Origin of the sequence: Streptomyces sp. JB150 (assembly GCF_011193355.1) — a bacterium.
Lineage (GTDB): Bacteria > Actinomycetota > Actinomycetes > Streptomycetales > Streptomycetaceae > Streptomyces.
This window is the reverse complement of the sequence record NZ_CP049780.1, coordinates 235494-258247: the sequence shown is the minus strand read 5'-3', so window position 1 is coordinate 258247 and position 22754 is coordinate 235494. Positions and strand designations below refer to the sequence as shown.

Here is a 22754-nt window from a genome sequence, read left to right as displayed (position 1 = left end):
ACGGCAGCCGCCACCGGGAGTCCGACTCAGAGCGTACGGTCGTACACTTCGAGTGTACGATCGTACGCATGCCCATGGACCACTTCGCGGACGACCCGCGCACCAACCTGGAGCGCATGCTCGCCGGGGACCTCTACATCGCTGACGACCCCGAGATCGCCCGCCGCCAGCAGCACGCGGTGCGCCTGGCCGCCCGCTACCAGGCCGCCTACGCCGAGGACGCCGACGCCGCCCGCCCGCTCCTCGCCGAACTGCTCGGCTCCCTGGGCGAGGAGGCGCACGTACGGCCGCCGCTGTACGTCGACTACGGCAGCAACATCACCATCGGCGCCCGGACCTTCGTCAACTACCACCTCACCGCGCTGGACGTCGCGGCCATCACCATCGGCGAGGACTGCCAGATCGGCCCGAACGTCCGGCTGCTCACCCCGACCCACCCCCTGGAGCCGCAGCCGCGCCGGGACAAGCTGGAGGCCGCGCGGCCGATCACCATCGGCGACAACGTCTGGCTGGGCGGGGGAGTGATCGTGTGCCCCGGAGTGACCATCGGCGACAACGCGGTCATCGGCGCGGGCGCCGTCGTCACCAAGGACGTGCCCGCGAACGTCCTCGCGCTCGGCAACCCGGCCCGGCCGGTCCGCGAGCTGTGAGGGTGCCGCCATGGCCACCGGACACACCGACCCGCGGCGCCGAGAACGCATCCTCGCCGCCACCCTCGACCTCATCGCCGACGAGGGCGTCGCCGGGGTCTCCCATCGCAAGATCGCCGCGCGGGCCGGTGTGCCCCTGGGGTCGATGACCTACCACTTCAGCGGCATCGACGACCTGCTCCGCGAGGCGTTCCGTCACTTCACCGACCACATCGTCGCCCTGTTCGACGCGCACCTCGCACCGCCGGCCGACCGCGACCAGGCCCGAGCGGCGGTCGCCGACCTCGTCCACGAGCTGTCCGAGGGAAGCAAGCGCGACCTGGTCCTCACCCAGGAGCTGTACACCCTCGCCGCGCGCAGGCCCGCGTACCGGGAACTCACTCAGGAGTGGATGGCGCGCAGCCGCGCCCATCTGGAGAAGCACTTCGACCCCGGCACGGCCCGCCAGCTGGACGCCCTCATCGAGGGCCTGACCCTGCACCGCGCCCTGTCCCCGGCACCCCACGACCGCGCTCTGACACTGGAGGCGGTCACCCGCGTCACCACGGCCGGCGGACGGGATCGTTAGCCCCCGCCCGGAGGCAACTCCGCGGCGGGGCACGGCACTTCGCCGGCGCGGCGGCGCGGGCGAGCCGGGCGACACGTCCGCGCCCGCCGCACCCGGTGGACCGGTGACGGGCCCCGCTGGGCTAGGCTCTCTGAGCATGTCGCATCCTGACGATCTGCTTCTCGGCATCGCCGAGGAGGTCGAGTCGCAGCACAGCAGTCGGATGTCCCTCACCGTGGTGGTCCCCGGAGCCGTCATCACAGGACGACTGGCGCCCGAGGCCCTGTGGAAGCAGCGCGTGGCAGAGGTGCTGCGGGACTCGGCGGATCTGCACCACTTCGCGGGCCTGTTCGCCGTCCCCCAGGACGGTGACGCCGCGTCTGCGCGCTCCGGCCGCCCCACCCACCTCCACTTCCATCTCGCCCGGATCCTCCAGGGGAGCGTCGGCATCCCGGACACGGGCGGCATGTACCGCGTCGCCCTCGAGGACGTCAGCGCCTGGACCATCGGGGACATCCGCTACTCCGATCAGTGAGGCACGGCGGCGCGCGCCGCCCGCCGGGCCTCGACGGAACGACGCATGACCGGCTTCGAATGTTTCGATGTGAGTGGCGAGCGTTGCGCGCAAACTAATGAACCGGAGGGCCTCCGTCAACCGGCACCGTGCCATCAAATCGAGCCATGTCGCGGAACTCCACCGTCGCGACGTCGAATTGTTTCGGGCGACACCCGCGGTGATCGCCAACGAACTTTCGGTGGACTTTCGGAAACAGATGCATTGACCGGCGTTCCGCGACGGGCCCATACTCTCCAGCGATCGAGCCCTCCCACACCGGTTCCACCGCGCCGCCCCCGGCGCGGGCCTTCCCTCAGGCAGCCCTGGCCGCGCCGTCCCCACCCGATCCCGCCGAGCCGCGCGGGACGTGCGGACGCGGTCCGGCCTGCCCGCGAGCCTCACCAGGAGGAAGCAATGGACAACCCTCTCGACCGCCCCATGAGCCGCAGGGGATTCATCGGCACGGCCGGCGCCCTGACGGTGGCCGCCACCGCGTCCGGTCTGCTGGTGCCCGCCACCGCCCACGCGGACACGACGATCACCACCAACCAGACCGGCACGCACAACGGGTTCTACTACTCGTTCTGGACCGACGGCGGCGGATCGGTCTCCATGACCCTGTCCTCCGGGGGCAGCTACCGCAGCAACTGGACCAACTGCGGCAACTGGGTCGGCGGCAAGGGCTGGAGCAACGGCGGACGCCGGACCGTGCGCTACTCGGGCAGCTTCTACCCGTCCGGCAACGGCTACCTGACGCTCTACGGCTGGACCTCGAACCCCCTCGTCGAGTACTACATCGTCGACAACTGGGGCACCTACCGGCCCACCGGCACGTACAAGGGCACCGTCACCAGCGACGGCGGCACGTACGACATCTACCAGACCACGCGGTACAACGCCCCGTCCGTGGAAGGCACCAAGACCTTCAACCAGTACTGGAGCGTCCGGCAGCAGAAGCGGACCGGCGGGACCATCACCACCGGCAACCACTTCGACGCGTGGGCCCGCGCCGGCATGCGGCTGGGCAGCTTCAACTACTACATGATCCTCGCCACCGAGGGCTACCAGAGCAGCGGCAGCTCCAGCATCACGGTGAGCGGGTGAAGCGGGTGAAGCGGGTGACGTCGGTCAAGCGGGTGAAACCGGTGAGCCTCCGGCGCATCGCGCCCCGGTCCCTGGCCGTGGGGCTGGCCGTCGCCGCGACGGCCGCGGCGGGCGCCGTCCCGGCCGGCGCGGCAGCGGCCCCGCAGCGGGCCGCCGCCTGCACCGGGTACGTCGCCCTCACCTTCGACGACGGCCCGTCCGCCACCCACACCCCGGCCCTGCTGACCGCGCTCAGGCAGAACGGGCTGCGCGCGACCATGTTCAACCAGGGCCAGTACGCCGCCGCCAACCCGGCCCAGGTCCGGGCCCAGGTCAGCGCCGGCATGTGGGTCGGCAACCACAGCTACACCCACCCGCACCTGACCCAGCTCGGCCAGGCGCAGATCGACTCCGAGATCTCCCGGACCCAGCAGGCCATCGCGAACGCGGGCGGCGGCACCCCGACGCTGTTCCGCCCGCCGTACGGTGAGACCAACACGACCGTGCGGACCGTCGCCGCGAAGTACGGCCTCACCCAGGTCATCTGGGACGTCGACTCGCAGGACTGGAACGGCGCAAGCACCGACGCGATCGTCCAGGCCGCCGGCCGGCTGACCAACGGGCAGATCATGCTCATGCACGAATGGTCGGCGAACACGCTCGCCGCGATCCCGCGCATCGCGCGGACCCTCGCGGGCAAGGGCCTGTGCGCCGGCCGGATCTCCCCGCAGACCGGCCGCGCCGTGGCCCCCTGACGGGGCCGGCGGCCGGCCGGGCCGCACCGGGTGTCACCGGGGGACCCACGCGAACGACGGGTCCCCCGGTGACGCCGTCTCAGCGCCGCTCGGCCAGGTCACGCTCGGCGGGCAGCGACACCGCGCCCCGCGCGGACGGCTCGGCGGAGCGCGCCGCCGGCGCGGCCGCCGGCTTCTTCCCGCAGAACGCGGCCTCCAGCGTGCCGCCGAGCACCGTGTTCACCTCGCCGCGGTTGGAGGTGTTCGCCATCGCGGACAGGCTGCGGCTGCCGTCACGCGTGGAGAACGCGTACGTGTAGTAGCCCTGCACGGTGCCGGTGTGCCCGTACACCTGGGTGCCGCACGACAGGTCGTAACGGCGCAGACCGAGTCCGTAGAAGCGGGTGTTGGTGGTGTCGGTCGGCGTCACCGTCGTCATGGCCTCCAGCGTGGCCGGGGACAGCAGCCGGCCGCGCATCAGCGCGCTGGTGAAGGTGTTCAGATCGGCCGGGCTGGAGATGACCGCCCCGGCGGACTGCGCCCAGGACACCGTCTGCTCGGTGGAGTCCACGAGCGGCGCGCCCGCCTCGTCGGGGTGCAGATAGCCACGCGCGTGCGTGCCCCGGATGCGCGTCTCGGGGTGCACGTAGGACGTCTGCCGCAGCATCAGCGGCTTGATGATGCGCTGCTGGTAGGCATCGGCGACCGGACGGCCCGTCAGCTTCTCGATGAGCATGCCGACGACGACGAAGTTGGTGTTCGAGTACTTGTAGGCGACGCCGGGCTCGGTGGTGCGGGGCTCCGCCAGGGACAGGCCCACCAGCTCCTGGTAGCTGAACACCCGGTTGCGCACGGCCTCGAAGCCGGGCACCGTCTGGCTGAACATGGCGTTCGTGTAGTCGGCCAGGCCGCTGCGGTGGGTGAGCAGGTGGCGGACCGTGATGCGGTCGTCGGGCAGCAGCCCCGGCAGGTACCGGTTGACCGGCGCGTCCAGCTCCAGCTTGCCCTCTTCCACCAGCTGGAGCAGCACGACCGAGGAGAACGTCTTGCTGACACTGCCGATCCGGAACCGCGCGCCGATCTCCATGGGCGCCTTCGAGACCCGGTCGCGGACGCCGACGGTACGGCTCTGGACCCCTTCCGGCCCGGCGAACCGCGCCATGGCGCCCGGCGCGCCCTTGGCCATCGCCGCGTTCAGCGCGGTGACCACTCCCTCCATGTCGGGCGCGGGAGCGGCCGGCGCGGCGGCCTTCGCGGGGACGGTGCGGGGCGCGGAGGGTGCGGCCGACGCGCTGGCGAGCGGCGCGAGTCCCCCGGTGAGTGCTGCGATCACGGTGACGCTCACAGCCATGCGTCGGTGCGGCGACAAGGACACGATGATTCCTCGATCTCTCGGTCGACGGGTACGGGCGCACGGCGGTGGTCGGCCGCCGGGCCCATGGATCATGAGTGCGGGACACCGCCCACGGTTCCCGACACGCGGGGCGAGTTGGGCCGCGCACGGGTGCCGCGGACGGTGGTCTCGTGAATCCTGGCATGTGAGACACCGCTCGGGGCGCGGCACACGGGTGCGAAGGTATGACGGCCCGCCGCCACTTGACGAAAGAACACGCACATGGCCGTCATCCACGACACCGTGCTCAAGCCGACCAAACCGGAACTGCTCACCTCCTGGCTGCCCTCGCGCGCCTGGTACCGCGGTGCCGCACCGCGGCCCGCCAAGGCCGGCGGGTTCCGGCTGGACGACCCGCGGGGCGAGGTCGGGATCGAGTTCGTCGTCGTCACCGACGCCGCGAGCCCCCGGCCGGTGACCTACCTGGTGCCGCTCACCTACCGCGGCGCACCGCTCGACGGGGCGGACCACGCCCTCGTCGGCACCATGGAGCACGGCGTGCTCGGTCAGCGCTGGGTCTACGACGGCTGCCACGACCCCGTCCTGGTCGCCGAGTTGCTCGCCCTGATCGAGGGACGGGTCCGGGCGCAGGACCAGAACACCAGCGGCCTCCCCGCCCGCGACGTCGTCGCCTCGTACCACGGTGCGGGCCCCCTCACCACCGACGTCACCGTCACCGACGACCGGGACGGCACCGCACTGACCGCCCCGGACGGCACGACCCTGCGCCTGCACCGCGTCCTGCGGCCCGCCCCGGCCTCCCTTCCGCAGGACGCCACCGGCCACGTCTCCGCCACCTGGCGGACACCGGACGGCACCCCCGCACGCGGCACGTTCGCCACCCTGCACAGCACCACCCCGGCCTAGGGACATCCGCCGAGCGCCACGGCCGCCCGCCGCACGGCACCTCGTCGTGATCGGCCCCAGCCGTCTTCGTGGCTGGCTGGGACCCCGAGGGGAGACCGACGGTCACCGCCGGGCTTTCCCACGCCCGTGGGCCGGGAGCGCCCACCGGTCCAGCGCACTGGGACGCCGTGTTCCAGGCCAAGATCGCCCACGGGCTGCGCACGCCCTACCCGCTGGCCGAGGACCCCCGCTTCGAGAACCACACCCTGCTGCCCAGCTGGGCTATGCAGAAGTCCGGCTCGTACGTACTCCACGAGCTGCGCATGCGCGATAGGCGCCCTCCTCGAGTGGCACCGCTTCCTCCACGAACCACCCATGCCCTCGCCTCCGCCGTGACCGCGCGATCCCGCCTCACCGCCCATAGCGCTGGCACACCGTCAGTCTCAGTCGGCCCACACGCACCCCGGCCCGCCGGTCCTGGTCCGCCGTGCGGTGGCCGCTCATCCTGTCTGATCCCGGAGATCTTCGGGCAGTGTTCTGCCCGGCCGGAACGCGGCCGTGCCGTCGATGCCGTGAAAGCTGCCGTCGGCCTTCAGGGCCTCGGCGATCTGCTGGGCGGCCTGGGCAGGTGTGAGATGCGTGGTGTCCACGACCTCGGCCTCGGCGTGCAGCCAGGTGCGGGCTGCCTCGGCGTAGGGCTCAAGGTATTGGAGACGGAAGGGGGAGTCGGGGCCGAGAACGGTGTCGCCCGCGATGCGCGCGCGGAGGGTGTCCTGGTCGGCGTGGAGGACGAAGTGCCGGACGGGAACGGCGTGCTGGGCAAGGCCCGAGCTGATCTCGCGCCAGTACTGCTCGACCAGGACTGTCATGGGCATCACCAGGGTGCCGCCGGTGTAGTCGAGGACGCGTCGGGCGGTCTCGACCACGAGGGGTCGCCACGGCGGCCAGTGCTGGAAGTTGTCCGTCGCGGGCAGCCCCGGCTTGATGTCCATGAGCGTCTCGCCGACTTTCTCGGCGTCGAACACCCGTGAGTCCGGGATGAGTTGCTGCACTTGCGCACTGGTCGTTGTCTTGCCCACGCCGTGGGTGCCGTTGAGCCATACGATCATGGCCTTGACGCTAGCGTCGTCGTACGGGCCCGCGGGGGCCGACGGAGTGGCCTCTTCGCCGGAAGCACTGGACGCGCACCACGGCATCGAGGTCGGCGACCCCGCCGCCTGCCTCCTGACGAGGGAGGCGGCGGGGTTCAGGGACTGGTCACGGCTGTGACCGTCATCCCGTGAGACCTGCACGCGGACGTCAGTTCACCACGACGTTGTCCCCTGACGACGTCGACGGTCCGGTGGTGGTGTTACCGAAGTACGCCCAGCGCCACGTACCCGTCCTGGAGGCCTTCACGGTCGTCCTGAGATCGCCCGAACTGCTGGCGTACACCTTCTTCACCGTGGTGTAGGAGGCGGCGCCGGAGGGCTTGAACTGCAGGCTCACCAGGCGGCCTCCGTACGAGGCGTACTTCCTGGTCTCCCAGTTGGCCCGTGTGACCTTGCCGGTCACGGTGATGGTCCTGTCCTTGGCCACCGGTTCGGGCGAGGCGTTGACGGTCAGGCGGGAGTTGCGCTTGACGTGGACCGTCAGCCCCTCGTCGTCGGTGTCACCGCCGTCGCCCTTGAAGAACACGCGGGCCGCGACCTTCCAGGCCCCGGCCTCACTGTTGCGCATGTCCCACACACTCGGGTCGAAGTACATCGTCTCGTTGAAGTCGCAGACGCCCGCGCTGACCTTGATGCAGTCGCTCGTCTCGATGGCGTGCCACAGTTCGTCCCCACCGCTGCGGTACAGGTACACCGCTGGGTACTCCCACGCCTGAGTGGTCGCCATCCGGAAGGAGGCGGGCACCGCGACCTCGTTCGACACCCCGATCACGATCGGCTTGCCGTCGTTCACCTGGACACGGGTGAACGAGACACCCCCTTCGGTCGCCCCGGCCGGCGCCGCGGCCACGGCCGTGAACACCGCCGCCGCGCCACCGGCCACGCCGACTCTCCAGAACTGCTTCCCCACCTGGTCCCCAATCTCCGTACGCAATGCGGCCGAAGGGACATCCCTCCGGCGCCCTACAGACGGCCGGCATCCACACAGGGTTGTGCACCCGCCCATCACGATGCGGTCTCGGGCAATCCCCGCCTTCGGCATGCCCGGGCGCCCGGCACAGTGTGTCGGTGCCGGAGACGTGCGGGCGCGGCTGTTCCACCCACCACCTGGCCGGCTGCCCCGACGGGGTGTGAAAACGCCGGGGGTGAATGGCCGGAGTCCTCCCTGGGCGCGTCGCGGAGGGCTTCCTACGATGCGACCGCCCCGGCTTCTTCACGGCGTGTCCATCGGGTCTTCACGGAGTCCCGCCGCCCGTCGGCCGGGCGCATCCACCCCCCACCGACTCCAGCGAAGGGGAGACACCATGGCAGGTGGGCTGCTCATGGCCGGCGCTGTCGCCGCTCTCGTCACCGCCGCGCTGCCCGCGCACAACCCGTCCACCGGGGCCACCGGGTTCGTCGACCCGCCCCCGGACAAGATCGTCATCGATGTCGCCACGGTCAACGGCTCCGGCTGCCCGGCGGGCACCGCCGCCGTCGCCGTCTCCGAGGACAACACCGCCTTCACGGTGACCTACAGCGCGTACCTCGCCCAGGCCGGAGGCAACTCCGACCCCACGGCGTTCCGCAAGAACTGCCAGCTCAACCTGATCGTCCACGTGCCCCAGGGCTTCACGTACGCCATCGCCAGCGCCGACTACCGGGGCTTCGCCTCGCTCCAGCCAGGCGCCACCGCGGTCCAGCGGGCCTCGTACTACTTCCAGGGCTCGTCCCAGACGGCGTTCAAGAACCACCCTCTGACGGGCGCCTACAACGACAACTGGCAGGCCACCGACGTCACCGACTGGGCGCAGCTGGTGTGGGCGCCGTGCGGAGTCCAGCGCAACTTCAACATCAACACGGAGATCCGCGTCAACGCGGGCACCGCCTCGCCGGGCAAGGTCAGCTTCATGACGATGGACTCGACCGACGGCGACATCAGCACCGTCTACCACATGGCGTGGAAGGAGTGCCCCCGCACCTGAGCGCACCGCACGCCCGAGCGCACCGCGCGCCCGAGCGATCCGCACGGCCGAGCGCACCGCGGCCCGTCGTCGCCCGCCGCGGCGGCGACGGTGCTCAGCCGCGCCGGACGTCACCGTCACCTCCGCGCCCGGCGCCGCCACCACCTAGGCCTGGCCCGGCGCCGTGTGCGTCACGGTCGCCGCGTCGGCGGTGAGGTGCCAGGTGCCCGGCGGCAGGGACAGTCCGGTGACGTGCGGACCGTGCGGTGCCGCCCGGTAGGCCAGCCGGTACACGCCCCGGGCGTGGTCGTAGGACGCGGCACGGTTCACAGGCTGAGCCCCGCGGGGCCGCCCGCCTCTGCGTTCGTGCCGGCCTGTTTGACCTTGACACGGTGACAAGCCCTTCACTGCTTGCCGAGGAGGTGGTCTCGATGACGACCACAAGACAGGACACGACCGCCCGAGTGCTGCGGGAGCTGGAGGACGGCCAGGCGTCCGTGCGGCTGCGGGCCGCGCTGGCGGCCGGTACGACGCCTGACCCGCGCTTCGTCGACACGCTCGTCGAACGATGCGCGACCGAGCCGGAGTTCTTCGTCCGCGACACGCTGACCTGGGCGCTCACCCGGCACCCGGTGTCCAGCACGCTGCCGGCGCTGCTGCGTGAACTCCACTGGGAGCACGCGCAGGCCCGGAGCCAGGCACTGCACACGCTGTCCAAGATCGGGGACCGGCGGGCGTGGCCGGCGATCACCCGGCCGCTGCTGACCGACGCCGACGACGAGGTGGCGCGCGCCGCGTGGCGGGCCGCGGTCGTCCTCGTCCCGGAAGGCGAGGAGTCCGCGCTCGCCGAGGTGCTGGTGACGCAGCTCGGGCGCGGCGAGCGGGAGACGCAACTCAGTCTCAGCCGGGCACTCGTCGCGCTGGGCGACGCGATGGTCCCGGCCCTGCAGCCCGCGACCACGGCCCCCGACCCGGGCGTACGCGCCCACGCGCTCGCCACCCGGCGGCTGCTGAACGACCCGGAGACCGGATTCGAGTTCGCGATCGAGGAGGCGAAACGCGTCGTGGCCCTCGGCAGCACCGGCCGCGAGGGATGATGAGACGTGTTGATCGGTGAGGTGGCGCGACGGTCCGGGGTCAGTGCCCGCATGCTCCGGCATTACGAGTCGCTCGGTCTGGTGAGTCCTTCGGGCCGTACCGGCTCCAACTACCGGGAGTACTCGGCGGAGGACATCCAGCGGATCTTCCACATCGAGAGCCTGCGGTCGCTGGGACTGTCGCTGCGCGAGATCGGCCGCGCGCTGCACGACCCCGGCTTCACCCCCGCCGCGCTCGTCGACGACCTCATCCGCCGGACCCGCGAGCGCATCGCCGCGGAGACCGAACTGCTGACGCGGCTGCACCGGATCTCCGCCGCGGACCCCGACGCCTGGGAGGACGTCCTCCAGACCGTCGCGCTCCTGCACGCCCTGGGATCGAAGAACGCCCAGGCACGCCAGCGCGCCGCCCTCGCCTCCGGAGACGAGGTCCCGGTACCGGTGGAGGCACTGGTCGAGGCGGTACTGAGCGAGAGCGAGCCGAACGTCGCCGGGGCCCTCCGATGGGCGCTGGCACGATCGGGCGACGATGCCGCGGCACTGCTGGCCGAGGGCCTGGCCGCCCCGGAGGCCGCGGTGCGCGAACGTGCCGTGCGGGCCCTGGTGGAAATGCCCGGCGCCGGGGCCGCCGGATACCTGCGCGACGCCCTCGCGCACCCCGACGCCGCCGTCCGCGGGCACGCGGCGCTGGCGCTCGGGGCACGCGGCGTGGCCGACGCGGTCCCCACACTCATCGACATGATCGTGGCGGGACGCAACGACACCGAAGCCGCGGACGCGCTGAGCGTCCTGGCCGGCGACACCGCGACGGCGGACCGGATCGCCACCGCGCTCTCCGGCCGCCTCGCCCGGGACACCACCGAACCGCCCGCGCGCGGACGGCTGACCCAGGCGCTGGCGGGCATCCCGGGGGAGAGGGCGTTCCACGCCCTCGCCGAGCTGTCCCGCGACACCGACCCCGCGGTGGCCCTGACCGCGGCGTATCTGCTGCGGCTGCGCGACACGGGATGACACCGTCGCGCTGTGCCCGAAGTCCCGGGCATGATCGCTGATCGGCGGGAAACCCGCAGGTCATGAGCTTGCTGGCAGATGTTCAACAGGCGGACCGGCGGCTGACCGAGCGGATCGCCGCCGGCGCCTCGCCCCGCCTGCACCAGATGCTGTCCGCCGTGGAGGAGATGGCGGAGGGCAGCAAACTGTGGTGCGGCGCCGCCGTGGTGCTGGCCTGGAAGGGCGGGCGGCGCGGCCGTACGGCTGCCGTCGCGGGAGTGGCCTCCGTGGCGGTGGCCCAGCTGGTCTCCAACGGCGTGGGCAAACAGCTGGTGGACCGGCGCCGCCCGCCCAAGGAGTGCATTCCGCACGACGAGGTGGAGGATCGCCCGGACTCGTCGTCCTTCCCCTCCGGGCACACCGCGGCGGCGGTCGCGTTCAGCACCGCCGTCGCTCCGACCTGGCCCCTCGTGGGCGCGCTGTGCGCGATTCCGGCCGCCATGGTGGCCGTCGAACGCGTGCAGTCCGGAGCCCACTACCCGAGCGATGTCGCCGCCGGTGCGGTCGTCGGCCTGGCCGGCGCCTGGTTCGTCCGCCGCGTTCCCCGCCTGATCCGGCACTACGTGCTCTAGCCGCCGGGCGAGTGCTCCCACCGCGTCACGCACGGGCCGCACCGGCACCGCTGCCCGTGCTCCGGTCAGGGTCGCGCCTACGGTCGAAGGTGAAGACGGCATCGTCCTTCAGCACCGGCCCGCCGCCCCGTCGGCCGGGGACTGGTACTCGACGACCTGGGCGTGCTGGGTGCGTACGGCCGGGAAGCCGACCGGTTCCCGGCCGCCTGTCCTGGACGGCACGGCAGGACGGCGGCCCCGAGGAGCGGCCGGAGGTGCTGCGCGCCTGGCTGGTCGAGGACCTGCCCGGCGGCCGGGTCCGCGTCCTCACCCAGGAGACCCAGCGCGGCCGCCCCGCCGCCGAACTGGCCCGGCAGCTCCCGACCCCGATGCTCAAGGGCCACCAGGCCTGGCTGGACGGCCTCGTCCGCGCCGCCTCGGCCGGCACCGGCCGCTGACCGCCGCCGTACGGCCGCGCACGCGGGCGACGACCGCCGTACGGCCGTGCGAACGCGACGGTGACCGCCGTACTGCCGTACGCGCGGGTGAAGGACGTAGGTTCGGCGTGCCGCACGGAGGCGGCCGAGGTTACGGTCGGCGGTATGGACGGTGATCGTCAAGGCTGGCGCCAGTGCCTGCTCAGCGGGGCGGTGTTCGCCGTGTGCATGGTCGGCACCACCCTGCCGACCCCCCTCTACGGCCTCTACCAGGACAAGTTCGACTTCTCCGAACTCACGGTCACCGTCGTCTACGCGGTCTACGCCGTCGGAGTCATCGGCATCCTGCTGCTGGCCGGCAACGCCTCGGACGCCGTGGGCCGGCGCCCGGTGCTGCTGTGGGGCCTCGGCTTCGCGGCCGCCAGCGCCGTCTGCTTCCTGTGCGCCACCGCGCTGGGCTGGCTGTACGCGGGACGGCTGCTGTCGGGGCTGTCCGCGGGCCTGTTCACCGGGGCCGCCACGGCGTACGTGATGGAACTGGCCCCGCGCGGCGGCACCTCGCGGGCCACCTTCGTGGCCACCGCCGCCAACATGGGCGGACTGGGCTGCGGTCCCCTGCTCGCCGGGGTGCTCGCGCAGTACGCCCCCTGGCCGCTGTACCTGCCGTTCGTCGTCCACCTCGCCCTGGTGACCTGCTCGGTCGCCGTCCTGCTGCGGCTCACCGAGACCGTGCGGGAACGGCGGCCCGTCAGCGCCGTACGCCCCCAACGGCCCGACCTGCCCCCGCGCGTGCGGGCGGTGTTCGGACCGGCGGCCGCCGCCTCCTTCGTGGGCTTCGCCCTCTTCGGCGTCTTCACCTCCGTCAGCCCGTCCTTCCTCGCGCACTCCCTCGACGTGCACAACCGCGCGGTCAGCGGGCTGGTCGTCGCGCTCGCCTTCTTCGCCTCCACCGCCGGGCAACTGGCCGTCGGCCGGGCCGGCACGGCCCGCTCACTGCCCCTCGGCTGCGCCGCGCTCCTCGGCGGCCTCGCCCTGCTGGCGGGCGCCCTGCACTGGAACCTGCTGCCCCTGGTCGTCCTCAGCGCGCTCGTCGGCGGCGTCGGCCAGGGACTCGCCTTCCGCGGCGCCGTGTCCGCCGTGGCCCAGGCCTCCGACGCCGACCGGCGCGCGGCGGTCATCTCGGCGCTGTTCGTGATCGCCTACACGGGTATCTCGGTGCCCGTCATCGGCGTCGGCCTCCTGGTCGGCCCGATCGGCCTCGAAGGCGCCGGGCTCGTCTTCATCGCCTGCATGGCCCTGGTGGTGTCGGCCGCGGGCGTCTACCTGCTGCGCCGCCCGGTACCGGCGGCGGAGACCAGCGGCGCCCGCCAGGGCGGCCCTTGAGGCGCGCCTGTCCCGCATGACGCCGCCTGGTGCGCCCTCCCACCGCGCCGGGGCGGGCGGCGCGCGTCACGCGGGGTTCACCCCGCGTCCGGCCAGGTGTCCGGGACCCCTTCCGCGTCCGCCCGCTGCCGCGCCAGGGCGGCGTTGTGGTCGCGGACCGAGGTCAACCACCGCCAGGGCTTCAGCTCGTCCAGGGTGAGTCCCGGGCAGGCCAGCTGGTGCGGGATCCGGCAGGTCTCGCCGGTGCGGGGCTCGTTGAGGCCGCCGTTCCAGGCGACGCCGGTCCGGTCGACGTGCCAGCGGTGCCCGCCGGGGACGAGATGGGACGGCACGACCAGCCGGGGTTCGAGGAGGACGTGCTGCCCGGTGTAGGTGGGGCGGCGCTCGCCGGTGAGGCCGCAGTGCGGGCAGCGCGGCGGGCCGGGGGGTTCGGGCCCGGTCGCGCCGTCGAGGGCGGCTTGCGCGCGGTCGGCCTTCTCCCACGGCTGCGGCACTGCGGGCGCGTGCCGGTGGGCGTCGGGACCGGGCGGCGGGACGATGCTCGGGTGCGGTGTATGCCCCATGGACCGAGCGTCCGTCGTCGCGCCCGGTTCGGGTAGGGCGCGAACCGGGCGTGCCGGGGGCACGCGGGCACAGCGCGCGGGTGGGGCGCGAGGAAGGGGCGCGGGGCGTTCACGCGCGGCGGACGGGGCGGGACGGACGCTCGGTGCGGTGCGGTGCGGTGCGCAGCGGAGGGGAGGGGGAGAGGGGAGGCAGGGGAGGGGCAGGGGCAGGGCGCGGGCCCGGATCAAGCGCGTCGAGACCGTCCGACGGGCGGCCGGAATCAGTCTGGACGCTTCCGACACGTCTCGGTATCGCAGTCATCAGCGTTCCACCGCGCTAGGCCCAGCCACACCCGATCGGAGAGTGATCATGGGGCCCCACCCTGGCGACGGCGTCCTCCACCAGCGGAAACAGGACGTCCACCGACCCACCCGTTCCCTCACCCCACAGCGCCGCCGCACAGGCGTCGACAGCATTTTCACCCAGAAGGGTGACAGTCACCCGTCTCCGGTCTTATCGGCTTTGGCCGGGAACTCCCCCCGCAACGGTGACATGAGGTCATTTCCGGACAGCGGCGACAGTCCCTCCCGCACCTGTCGCCCCCCTGTTCACGCGCCCGTCCTCCCGACGCGGTCGGAGCGTGGGTGATGGCCTCCCCGCTCAGTGCCGACCGGCTGCTCTCGGCGCTGCGGGCCGAGGGCTGTGACGTCCGCGAGGTCCGCTCCTGGCGCACCAACAACCGCAACCATGTCGGCGCCTGGGGCCCCGTCCACGGCGTCATGATCCATCACACCGCCACGCGCCCCGGCGCCGACGTCGTCGACCTGATCTACGGCGGCCACGCGAACCTTCCGGGCCCGCTCTCCACCGGCTGCATCACCAAGGACGGCACCGTCCACCTCACCGGCAACGGCCGCGCCAACCACGCCGGCGGGGGAGACCCCGACGTCCTCACCGCCGTCAGGAACGAGTCGTACGGTGCCTACCCGCCCCGCACCAACGAGCATCAGGGCAGCGCGGGATCCGTCGACGGCAACGCCCACTTCTACGGCTTCGAGTGCGAGAACAAGGGCGACGGCACCGACCGCTGGCCCCGCGTCCAGTACCTCGCCATGGTCAGGGCCGCCGCCGCGATCTGCCGGGCGCACGGCTGGAGTGCGAAGAGCGCCATCGGCCATCTGGAGTGGAGCGACTGGAAGCCCGACCCCCGCGGCTTCGACATGAAGGACTTCCGCAGCGACCTCGCGGCCTGCCTGGCACTCCCGGCGGGCCGGTGGGAAGGAGACGACGACCCCATGCCCCAGTACGTCAACCTCGGCATCGCCGCGCCCTACACGCTCGACCCGGGCGGCTGGAACTCCGTCGAGTTCCCCCGGGAGTGGACCGACGAGACCGGTGACCACGCCAGCGGCGGCAGCGTGTGGGCCCGCGGTGCCTGCCGCTTCTCCGGCTCCCTGAGCCTGCGCGTCTCCGGTCTCGGGGCGGGCCGGAGCGTGCAGGTGCGCATGTCGGAGTTCGAGGGCGACGAACTGGTCCAGGACCACCCCATCCACGAACTGGTCGGCACCAGCGGCGACACCTTCGGCGTCCTGCCCCTGGTCAAGCGCATCGGACCCGGACGCGGGATGCGGGTACGGCTCCTCAACACCCAGGACACCCCGGTCACGGTCGAGACGGCCGTACTGACCGCCCTGGTGTGGAAGGAGTGAGGCGGCCCGGCGAGCCCGCCCGGCCCGTCCTACGCACGCACCCCTGACGCACCCCTGACACACCGCGCCCGGTGCTCCGGTTCAGGCCGGGGGACCGGGCGCGGACCGTCGTGCGCACGCGTTGACAGAACATCACACCGCTCCCATCATGGGAGCGCTCCCATGCGACGGCGGGACCTTCCGTACGCCGCCGCCCCGCACGCACGTATTCACGTACCCGCGTACGCACGCACCGCTGTCCGTGCCACCGGCCTCACCGCTGCCCGCGCCCCGGCTTCCAGGGAGACTCCCATGTCCTTACCGCACAGACCCGGCCGGCCCGCCCGCACCGGCGGCCCCCGCCCGCTCGCGCGCACCGCGACCGTCCTCGCCGCCGCGGCGGCCCTGCTGTCCCCGCTCGCGGGCACCGGCCCCGCGTCCGCCGCGCCGCAGGCCGCCGCCGCGGACGCCACCGTCCGGGTCAACACCCAGGCGGCGCTGGGCCGGCTCTCCGACGTCGCCCGCGGCGTCAACGCCGCCATCTGGGACGCCCACATGAACGACCCCGAGGTCGCCACCCTGATGAAGGCCGCCGACGTCGGGGCGATGCGCTACCCGGGCGGCTCGTACGCCGACATCTACCGCTGGGAGACGCACACCGCGCCCGGCGGATACGTCGCCCCGGGCACCGGCTTCGACGCCTTCATGGGCACGGTCCGCGCCACCGGGGCGCAGCCGATCCTCATCGCCAACTACGGCTCCGGGACGCCCGAGGAGGCGGCCGGCTGGGTCCGGTACGCGAACGTCACCAAGGACTACGACGCGAAGTACTGGGAGATCGGCAACGAGATCTACGGCAACGGCCACTACGGCAGCGGCTGGGAGCACGACGAGCACGAGGACAAGAGCCCCCGCGAGTACGCCCGCCAGGTCCGCGCGTACGCCAAGGCCATGAAGGCCGTCGACCCGACCGTCAAGATCGGTGCGGTGCTCACCACTCCGGGCCACTGGCCGGACGGCGTCGTCGGCGAAGGCGACGCGGGCGACTGGAACCACACCGTGCTCTCCCAGGCCACCGACGTCATCGACTTCGTCAGCGTCCACTGGTACGCGGGCGGCGCCGACACCACCGCCGAGGCCGCCATGACCCGGTTGACCAGGCTGCCCGGCGAACTGCGCGAGGTCCGCAACCAGCTCGACCGGTACGCGGGCGCCGACTCGCCGCGCATCGGCATCGCCCTCACCGAGATCAACCCGATCTACTCCGGCTACGACGACAGCGGCCCCGGCCGCGTGGTCGAACGCAACAACCTGTACGTCGACTCCGGGGCACCGCAGACGCTGGGCACCGTGATCGAGCCGCGCACCTTCTACGCCTACACCCTCGACGCCCCGTCCACCGTGCCCACCATCGTCCCGGCCGGCGTGGGTGTCGGCAGGATCGCCTGAACCCGGGAGGCCCACGATGCACCGTTCAGGAACCGTCCTCCTCACGGCCCTGGCCGCCCTGGCCGCGACGGCCGCCGCTCCCGCGCCCGCCACCCCCGCCGTGCCGGCGGAATCCGCGCCCACCGGCTTCGCGAGCGTCGACGCGTGGGGACAGCGCGGCACCACCGGCGGAGCGGGCGGTCCGACCGTGACCGTCTCCACCGCCGCGGACCTCATCGCCGCCATCAAGGCCGAAGGCCCGCGGATCGTCCGGGTCAACGGCATGATCACGCTGCCCGCCGGCATGTACGACGTCAGCTCCGACAAGACGATCGTCGGTGTCGGCGCGAGCTCCGGCATCTCCGGCGGAGGCCTCAACATCGGCCTGCCCGCGAGCGACAGCGTCACCTCGCCGCCCGCGAACGCCGTGCACAACGTCATCATCCGCAACCTGACGTTCAAGAACGCCAGTGACGACTCCCTCAACGTCCAGATGTTCTCGCACCACATCTGGATCGACCACAACGACCTGTCCGCCGGCTACGACGGGCTGATCGACATCAAGCGGGGCGCCAGCTACATCACCGTGTCCTGGAACCACACCCACCACCACACCAAGAACATGCTGCTGGGCCACTCCGACAAGAACGCAGCCCAGGACACCGGCCGGCTGAAGGTGACCTACCACCACAACTGGTACGACCGCACCCCGCAGCGCAATCCCCGCACCCGCTTCGGCGATCCGGTGCACATCTACAACAACTACTTCCTCGACAACAGCGACACCGGCCCGGCCTGCAACGCGGACTCGGGCTGCTTCGTCGAGGGCAACTACTTCGAGGACGTCGAGGAACCCATGACCAACAGCTACTCGGGACCCGAGGGCAACCTCGTCGAACGCAACAACGTGTTCGCCGGCGACACCGGCGAACCGGTCACCGGCGGCAGCGTCGAGAACCCGGCCGACTACTACACCTACACGGTCGACGACCCGCGCACGGTCAAGGAGACCGTGATGCGCGGGGCGGGTCCGGGAACCATCGGCCTGTGAGCCGCGGGGGCGGCTCGCCCGAGGGCGGCCGCCCCCGCCGGCCGGTCAGAACCGGGGAGCGGGCGACTGCGCCTCGACGAGCCGCGCGGCCTCCGCCTCCGTCTCGACGCAGGGCGGGGAACCGGCCAGCGGCTGGTTGGCGGTCTCCTTCATGCACAGCACGGCGACGACACCCACGGCCGCGGCGCCCATGGCGTAGTACGCCGGCATGAGGTTCGTGTCGAAGGCGCTGATCAGCGCGGTGATCACCAGGGGAGTGGTGCCGCCGAAGAGGGACGTGGAGAGGTTGTAGGCGACCGACAGCGAGCCGTAGCGGACCTGGGTCGGGAAGATCGCCGGAAGCGCCGAGGACATCGTGCCGAGCATCGTCACCAGGGACAGCCCGAGCAGGAGCAGGCCCGCCGTGATGAGGACGACGTCGCCCTGCCGGATGAGGAGGAAGGACGGCACGGAGAGGAAAAGGAAGCCGAGCATCCCCGTCATCAGCAGCGGCTTGCGCCCGAAGCGGTCCGAAAGGCGTCCCACCTGGTTCATCAGGCACATCTGGAGGACCATCACGCCGAGCAGGATCAGCAGGCCGTGGTTGGTGCCGTAGCCGAGCTCGTCGGACAGGTACGTCGGCATGTACGACAGCAGCATGTAGTCCGTGATGTTGTACGCGGCGACCAGCGCGACACACAGCAGCAGCGGCCGCCAGTAGCGCGTGAAGATCTTGCCGAGGTCGCCGGTCGCCGAGGTCTGCACGGCGTCCGCCGCCTCGCTCGTCCGGACCTGGCCGCCCTCCAGCTTCTGGAAGGCGGGCGTCTCGTCCAGCCGCAGCCGCAGGTACAGGCCGATGAAGCCGAGCGGCGCCGCGAGCAGGAACGGGACGCGCCAGCCCCAGTCCAGCATCTGCGCCTCGGTGAGGAAACTGGTCAGCAGCACCACGAGTCCGGACGCGCCGACGTACCCGGCGAGCGTGCCGAACTCCAGGAAGCTGCCGAAGAAGCCGCGCCGCTTGTCGGGCGCGTACTCAGCGATGAACGTCGAGGCGCCACCGTACTCACCGCCGGTGGAGAACCCCTGCACCATCCGGAAGAGGATCAGCAGGGCCGGCGCCCACAGCCCGATGCTGGCGTGCGACGGGATGAGGCCGATGGCGAAGGTGCCCACCGCCATCATGATCATGGTGACCGAGAGGATGCGCTTGCGGCCGATCTTGTCGCCGAGCAGTCCGAACACCATGCCGCCCAGGGGCCGCACCAGGAAGGCGACCGCGAACGTCGCGAAGGAGCTGAGCAGTTGCGCGGTGTCGTTGCCGGACGGGAAGAAGACCTTTCCCAGCGTCACCGCGAGATAGCTGTAGATCCCGAAGTCGTACCACTCCATCGCGTTGCCGAGGGCGGCGGCCTTCGTGGCCCGCTTCACGGCCGCTTCGTCGGTGACGGTGATGTCGCTGCGGCGCAGCTTCGGGTTGCGCCGCTTCTCGATCGCGCGGAACAGCACCCTGTGGCGCCTGACCGCGGCGGGCTCCACCGACTCGTCGTTGTCGGTCGCCGCCATGACAGTGATCCTTTCGCCGGTGAACTACCGGCTGGTCTTCTGCGCACTTCTCGCCCCCTCAAACGGATCTTCTCGCTCCGGGTCCAGGTGATCGCGGTGCGTGGCCGGCGAGCTCCCGACGGCCGAGAATTGCGCGCAGAGGGCGTAAAAGCGGTGCGGCCGTGTCCCTGGGGCGGCGGGGAAAGTCCGCCATTCGGGTGAACCGCGGCGCACCGCCGAACCGCGCGGAAACCAAGGGACCAGCACCCGGCGACGCGTCTTTCCACCGTGCTGCGAGCCCTGGGAAGTGGCGACCTGGTGCGTGCCTGGCCAGACTGGGAAAGGCGGCGCGTGCTCGGACACGTAAGGCTTCGCACCGTCGACCGGAATGCGGCGAGGCCGTTGTCCGCCGCCCGAGGAGTCCGGACCGTCTCCTCCCGTCCCATGGCCCTGACGCCCACGTGTCCTCCAGGAGAGCGCATGGCGGAAACTTCATCCAAGGCGCCCATGACGGGGCCGGACGAATCCGCTGTGGGCACGCGCGAGACCGGCCCGGCCGGACGCGAGACCGAGAGGGAACTCGCGGCCGTTCTGGCCGAGATCGTGGGTGCCGAGGACGTTCCCGTCGACAGTCACTTCTTCACCGATCTCGGCGCCAACTCCCTGGTGATGGCGCAGTTCTGCGCCCGGGTGCGCAAGAGACCGGACCTGCCCTCGCCGTCCATGAGGGACATCTACCGCAACCCCACCATCCGCAGCCTCGCGGCGGGGCTCGGGGACACCGCCCCCGCCACCGTCACCGCGCCCGCCCGCGCGGCCGCCGCCCCGGCCGACAGTGGCGCACACCAGGTCTCCCCGTCGGCCCCGGCGACACCCGTGCCGCCGCCACCGGCGGAGATACCGCGCACGAGCCGTGTCCGGCAGCGGGTGTGCGGGACGTTCCAGGTGCTGGTGTTCCTGGGATACTCCCTGGTCACCGGGTTCGTCACCGCGCGCGGATACGAGTGGGTCGCCGCCGGGTCGGGCATCGGCGGTGTCTACTGGCGGTCGCTGGTCTTCGGAGGGGGCGGCTTCGTCGCCCTGTGCGTGTTCCCGGTCGTCGCGAAATGGGTGCTCGTCGGCCGGTGGAAGCCCGCGGAGTTCCCCGTGTGGGGCCTGGCGTACGCGCGTCTGTGGCTCGTCAGGGTGCTGCTGCACGCGAATCCGATGGTCTTCCTCGTCGGGACCCCGCTGTACGTGCTGTACCTGCGCTGCCTCGGCGCCCGGATCGGCAGGCACGTCACGATCCTCTCCCGCTCCGTCCCCGTCTGCACCGACCTGGTGACCATCGGGGCCGGCACGGTGATCCACCGGACGTCGTTCTTCCTCGGCTACCGGGCCCACGCCGGACGCATCCAGACCGGCCGGGTCACGCTCGGCCGCGACGTGTTCGTCGGCGAGCGAACCGTCCTGGACATCGACACCTCGATGGGCGACGGAGCGCAGCTCGGCCACTCCTCGGCCCTCCACCGCTTCCAACGGGTCCCGGACGGCGAGCACTGGCACGGGTCTCCGGCCGAGCCCACACAGACCGACTACCTGCGGATCACACCGGCCCGCTGCGGCACCGCACGGCGGGCCTGGTTCGGCGTCCTGACACTGCTTCAGTGGATCTTCCTGTACCTGCCGTTCGGCGTCGGGGGGACGTACATGCTGTTCACCGAGGTTCCGGCCCTCGGTGAACGGCTCGACCCGCGCACCGTCATGTCGGCCCGGCCGGAGCTGATCGCCGACGCACTCGTCCTCTCCCTGGCGCTGTCCCTCGGCTTCGTCGCCGTGGGCGTCGCGGCCCTGTGCGCCGTTCCGCGCCTGCTGAGCCTGGCCGTCCGGCCGGGCCGGGTCTACCCGCTCTACGGGATCCACTACGCGCTGCACCAGGTGACGGTTCGCCTGACGAACGTCAAGTTCTTCGCGTGGCTCTTCGGCGACAGCTCCTACATCGTGCCCTACCTGCGGGCACTCGGATACGACCTGTCACGCGTCGTGCAGACCGGCTCGAACTTCGGCACCGAGGTGCGGCACGAGACCCCGCTCCTCGTCTCCGTCGGCAGCGGAACCATGGTGGCGGACGGGCTCTCCGTGCTCAACGCGGAATTTTCCAGCACGTCCTTCCGGCTGTCCCGCGTGTCGATCGGGCCGCGCAACTTCCTGGGCAACGACGTCGTCTACCCCGTCGGCGGCAGGACGGGCGAGAACTGCCTCCTCGCGACCAAGGTGCTCGTTCCCCTGGACGGAGAGGTCCGGGAAGGCGTGGGCCTCCTCGGCTCGCCCAGCTTCGAGATACCGCGCTCGGTCGAGCGTGACGCGCGGTTCGACCACCTCAGGACGGGGGACGCGCTGCGCCGCGGACTCGCCGCGAAGAACCGCTACAACCTCCGGTCCATGGCCCTGATGCTGCTCGTACGCTGGACCCACCTGTTCGCGCTCACCCTGCTCGCCCTCGTCTGCGCCGACCTGTACGGCGCGGCCGGGCACGTGGTGATCGCCGCGTACCTGCCGCTGGCGCTCGCCTTCACCACCGGGTACTTCGTCCTGGTCGAGCGCTGCGTGACCTCGTTCAGGGAACTGCGCCCCCAGCTGTGCTCCATCTACGACCGGGCGTTCTGGCTGCAGGAGCGCCTGTGGAAGGTGCCCGCCCTCTACCTCAACGTCTTCAACGGAACGCCGTTCAAGAGCCTCGTCTGGCGTCTGCTGGGCGTGCGCGTCGGCAGGGGAGTGTTCGACGACGGCTGCTTCCTCACCGAACGCACCCTCGCCGCGATCGGTGACGACTGCACCCTCAACGCGGGCAGCGTGATCCAGTGCCACTCGCAGGAGGACGGCACGTTCAAGTCCGACCGCACCACGCTCGGCGCCGGCTGCACGCTCGGCGTCGGCGCCTACGTCCACTACGGCGTGACCATGGGCGACGGTGCGGTGCTGGCAGCCGACTCCTTCCTCATGAAGGGCGAGGAAGTCCCCCCGCACGCGAGATGGGGCGGCAACCCGGCCGTGGACATGCCGGAGCCCGCCGGCCCGGCCCGCGACCACGGCCGGGCCGGGCGGACCGCCGGCACCTGAGCG

22 protein-coding genes and 1 pseudogene are annotated in these 22754 nt (G+C 71.8%); 17 read left to right on the top strand and 6 right to left on the bottom strand.

What is annotated here, in order from left to right:
- Positions 1-68 precede the first annotated feature (68 nt).
- The 5 genes from G7Z13_RS01210 to G7Z13_RS01190 all read left to right on the top strand — a co-directional run bounded on the left by G7Z13_RS01210 (position 69) and on the right by G7Z13_RS01190 (position 3591).
- Positions 69-650, top strand: coding sequence for a sugar O-acetyltransferase (locus G7Z13_RS01210; protein WP_165995204.1), 582 nt, complete (start codon positions 69-71; stop codon positions 648-650).
- 10 nt (positions 651-660) lie between these two features.
- On the top strand, positions 661-1218 hold the full coding sequence (locus G7Z13_RS01205) for a TetR family transcriptional regulator (RefSeq protein ID WP_165995203.1): 558 nt from the start codon (positions 661-663) through the stop codon (positions 1216-1218).
- Between the two features lie 136 nt (positions 1219-1354).
- Complete coding sequence (locus tag G7Z13_RS01200; protein ID WP_165995202.1) at positions 1355-1732, top strand: hypothetical protein; 378 nt, start codon at positions 1355-1357, stop codon at positions 1730-1732.
- 435 nt (positions 1733-2167) lie between these two features.
- Positions 2168-2857: a glycoside hydrolase family 11 protein gene (locus tag G7Z13_RS01195; protein WP_165995200.1), complete on the top strand. Its 690-nt coding sequence runs from the start codon at positions 2168-2170 to the stop codon at positions 2855-2857.
- Between the two features lie 5 nt (positions 2858-2862).
- Positions 2863-3591 (top strand): polysaccharide deacetylase family protein, encoded by a 729-nt coding sequence (locus G7Z13_RS01190; RefSeq protein WP_240926447.1) that lies wholly within the window; start codon positions 2863-2865, stop codon positions 3589-3591.
- 79 nt (positions 3592-3670) lie between these two features.
- Here G7Z13_RS01190 and G7Z13_RS01185 read toward each other — a convergent pair whose 3' ends face one another.
- Positions 3671-4921, bottom strand: coding sequence for a serine hydrolase domain-containing protein (locus G7Z13_RS01185; protein WP_165995199.1), 1251 nt, complete (start codon positions 4919-4921; stop codon positions 3671-3673).
- A gap of 264 nt (positions 4922-5185) precedes the next feature.
- Here G7Z13_RS01185 and G7Z13_RS01180 point away from each other — a divergent pair, with 264 nt between their 5' ends.
- Positions 5186-5830 carry a 1,4-alpha-glucan branching protein gene (locus G7Z13_RS01180; protein ID WP_165995197.1) on the top strand — a complete coding sequence of 215 codons (645 nt, stop codon included), beginning with the start codon at positions 5186-5188 and terminating at the stop codon, positions 5828-5830.
- A 566-nt stretch (positions 5831-6396) separates the two neighbouring features.
- Here the strand turns inward: G7Z13_RS01180 and G7Z13_RS01175 are convergent.
- A pseudogene (locus G7Z13_RS01175) lies at positions 6397-6918 on the bottom strand (AAA family ATPase); the annotation flags it as partial.
- A gap of 4 nt (positions 6919-6922) precedes the next feature.
- Here G7Z13_RS01175 and G7Z13_RS01170 point away from each other — a divergent pair.
- Positions 6923-7078 carry a hypothetical protein gene (locus G7Z13_RS01170; RefSeq protein WP_165995195.1) on the top strand — a complete coding sequence of 52 codons (156 nt, stop codon included), beginning with the start codon at positions 6923-6925 and terminating at the stop codon, positions 7076-7078.
- Positions 7079-7108: 30 nt separating this feature from the next.
- Here G7Z13_RS01170 and G7Z13_RS01165 read toward each other — a convergent pair whose 3' ends face one another.
- Positions 7109-7870, bottom strand: coding sequence for a hypothetical protein (locus tag G7Z13_RS01165; protein WP_165995194.1), 762 nt, complete (start codon positions 7868-7870; stop codon positions 7109-7111).
- 394 nt (positions 7871-8264) lie between these two features.
- Here G7Z13_RS01165 and G7Z13_RS01160 point away from each other — a divergent pair, with 394 nt between their 5' ends.
- Positions 8265-8924 carry a DUF4360 domain-containing protein gene (locus G7Z13_RS01160; protein WP_165995193.1) on the top strand — a complete coding sequence of 220 codons (660 nt, stop codon included), beginning with the start codon at positions 8265-8267 and terminating at the stop codon, positions 8922-8924.
- Positions 8925-9068: 144 nt separating this feature from the next.
- Here the strand turns inward: G7Z13_RS01160 and G7Z13_RS01155 are convergent, their stop codons facing one another.
- Positions 9069-9233 (bottom strand): hypothetical protein, encoded by a 165-nt coding sequence (locus G7Z13_RS01155; RefSeq protein WP_165995192.1) that lies wholly within the window; start codon positions 9231-9233, stop codon positions 9069-9071.
- Between the two features lie 101 nt (positions 9234-9334).
- Between G7Z13_RS01155 and G7Z13_RS01150 the strand changes: the two genes are divergently transcribed.
- From G7Z13_RS01150 to G7Z13_RS01130, 5 genes are all read left to right on the top strand, one after another.
- A complete protein-coding gene (locus G7Z13_RS01150; RefSeq protein ID WP_165995191.1) occupies positions 9335-10000 on the top strand; it encodes a HEAT repeat domain-containing protein in 666 nt (221 codons plus the stop codon).
- Positions 10001-10006: 6 nt separating this feature from the next.
- Entirely contained in the window at positions 10007-11011 is a 1005-nt protein-coding gene (locus G7Z13_RS01145; RefSeq protein WP_165995190.1) for a MerR family transcriptional regulator, read from the top strand.
- Positions 11012-11073: 62 nt separating this feature from the next.
- Positions 11074-11622: a phosphatase PAP2 family protein gene (locus G7Z13_RS01140; protein WP_165995189.1), complete on the top strand. Its 549-nt coding sequence runs from the start codon at positions 11074-11076 to the stop codon at positions 11620-11622.
- Positions 11623-11876: 254 nt separating this feature from the next.
- Complete coding sequence (locus G7Z13_RS01135; RefSeq protein ID WP_165995188.1) at positions 11877-12059, top strand: hypothetical protein; 183 nt, start codon at positions 11877-11879, stop codon at positions 12057-12059.
- Between the two features lie 144 nt (positions 12060-12203).
- Complete coding sequence (locus tag G7Z13_RS01130; protein WP_165995187.1) at positions 12204-13421, top strand: MFS transporter; 1218 nt, start codon at positions 12204-12206, stop codon at positions 13419-13421.
- 77 nt (positions 13422-13498) lie between these two features.
- Here G7Z13_RS01130 and G7Z13_RS01125 read toward each other — a convergent pair whose 3' ends face one another.
- Complete coding sequence (locus G7Z13_RS01125; RefSeq protein WP_165995186.1) at positions 13499-13984, bottom strand: DUF6083 domain-containing protein; 486 nt, start codon at positions 13982-13984, stop codon at positions 13499-13501.
- A 627-nt stretch (positions 13985-14611) separates the two neighbouring features.
- Between G7Z13_RS01125 and G7Z13_RS01120 the strand changes: the two genes are divergently transcribed.
- From G7Z13_RS01120 to G7Z13_RS01110, 3 genes are all read left to right on the top strand, one after another.
- Positions 14612-15673, top strand: coding sequence for an N-acetylmuramoyl-L-alanine amidase (locus G7Z13_RS01120; RefSeq protein WP_165995185.1), 1062 nt, complete (start codon positions 14612-14614; stop codon positions 15671-15673).
- A 291-nt stretch (positions 15674-15964) separates the two neighbouring features.
- Positions 15965-17101, top strand: coding sequence for a hypothetical protein (locus tag G7Z13_RS01115; RefSeq protein WP_240926071.1), 1137 nt, complete (start codon positions 15965-15967; stop codon positions 17099-17101).
- Positions 17102-17117: 16 nt separating this feature from the next.
- Positions 17118-18131 carry a pectate lyase gene (locus tag G7Z13_RS01110; RefSeq protein WP_165995184.1) on the top strand — a complete coding sequence of 338 codons (1014 nt, stop codon included), beginning with the start codon at positions 17118-17120 and terminating at the stop codon, positions 18129-18131.
- Between the two features lie 45 nt (positions 18132-18176).
- Here G7Z13_RS01110 and proP read toward each other — a convergent pair whose 3' ends face one another.
- The gene (gene proP / locus G7Z13_RS01105) at positions 18177-19673 is read right to left on the bottom strand and encodes a glycine betaine/L-proline transporter ProP (RefSeq protein ID WP_165995182.1); all 1497 of its coding nucleotides are present in this window, start codon (positions 19671-19673) and stop codon (positions 18177-18179) included.
- Between the two features lie 459 nt (positions 19674-20132).
- Here proP and G7Z13_RS01100 point away from each other — a divergent pair, with 459 nt between their 5' ends.
- Positions 20133-22751 carry a Pls/PosA family non-ribosomal peptide synthetase gene (locus G7Z13_RS01100; protein ID WP_165995181.1) on the top strand — a complete coding sequence of 873 codons (2619 nt, stop codon included), beginning with the start codon at positions 20133-20135 and terminating at the stop codon, positions 22749-22751.
- Positions 22752-22754: the final 3 nt, after the last annotated feature.

What these genes read in the sequence shown, in the direction of transcription:
- G7Z13_RS01210 (WP_165995204.1), top strand. Translation starts at nt 69, where the DNA reads ATGCCCATGGACCACTTCGCGGACGACCCGCGCACCAACCTGGAGCGC.
- G7Z13_RS01205 (WP_165995203.1), top strand. Translation starts at nt 661, where the DNA reads ATGGCCACCGGACACACCGACCCGCGGCGCCGAGAACGCATCCTCGCC.
- G7Z13_RS01200 (WP_165995202.1), top strand. Translation starts at nt 1,355, where the DNA reads ATGTCGCATCCTGACGATCTGCTTCTCGGCATCGCCGAGGAGGTCGAG.
- G7Z13_RS01195 (WP_165995200.1), top strand. Translation starts at nt 2,168, where the DNA reads ATGGACAACCCTCTCGACCGCCCCATGAGCCGCAGGGGATTCATCGGC.
- G7Z13_RS01185 (WP_165995199.1), bottom strand. Translation starts at nt 4,921, where the DNA reads ATGGCTGTGAGCGTCACCGTGATCGCAGCACTCACCGGGGGACTCGCG.
- G7Z13_RS01180 (WP_165995197.1), top strand. Translation starts at nt 5,186, where the DNA reads ATGGCCGTCATCCACGACACCGTGCTCAAGCCGACCAAACCGGAACTG.
- G7Z13_RS01160 (WP_165995193.1), top strand. Translation starts at nt 8,265, where the DNA reads ATGGCAGGTGGGCTGCTCATGGCCGGCGCTGTCGCCGCTCTCGTCACC.
- G7Z13_RS01150 (WP_165995191.1), top strand. Translation starts at nt 9,335, where the DNA reads ATGACGACCACAAGACAGGACACGACCGCCCGAGTGCTGCGGGAGCTG.
- G7Z13_RS01140 (WP_165995189.1), top strand. Translation starts at nt 11,074, where the DNA reads ATGAGCTTGCTGGCAGATGTTCAACAGGCGGACCGGCGGCTGACCGAG.
- G7Z13_RS01130 (WP_165995187.1), top strand. Translation starts at nt 12,204, where the DNA reads ATGGACGGTGATCGTCAAGGCTGGCGCCAGTGCCTGCTCAGCGGGGCG.
- G7Z13_RS01125 (WP_165995186.1), bottom strand. Translation starts at nt 13,984, where the DNA reads ATGGGGCATACACCGCACCCGAGCATCGTCCCGCCGCCCGGTCCCGAC.
- G7Z13_RS01120 (WP_165995185.1), top strand. Translation starts at nt 14,612, where the DNA reads ATGGCCTCCCCGCTCAGTGCCGACCGGCTGCTCTCGGCGCTGCGGGCC.
- G7Z13_RS01115 (WP_240926071.1), top strand. Translation starts at nt 15,965, where the DNA reads ATGTCCTTACCGCACAGACCCGGCCGGCCCGCCCGCACCGGCGGCCCC.
- G7Z13_RS01110 (WP_165995184.1), top strand. Translation starts at nt 17,118, where the DNA reads ATGCACCGTTCAGGAACCGTCCTCCTCACGGCCCTGGCCGCCCTGGCC.
- proP (WP_165995182.1), bottom strand. Translation starts at nt 19,673, where the DNA reads ATGGCGGCGACCGACAACGACGAGTCGGTGGAGCCCGCCGCGGTCAGG.
- G7Z13_RS01100 (WP_165995181.1), top strand. Translation starts at nt 20,133, where the DNA reads ATGGCGGAAACTTCATCCAAGGCGCCCATGACGGGGCCGGACGAATCC.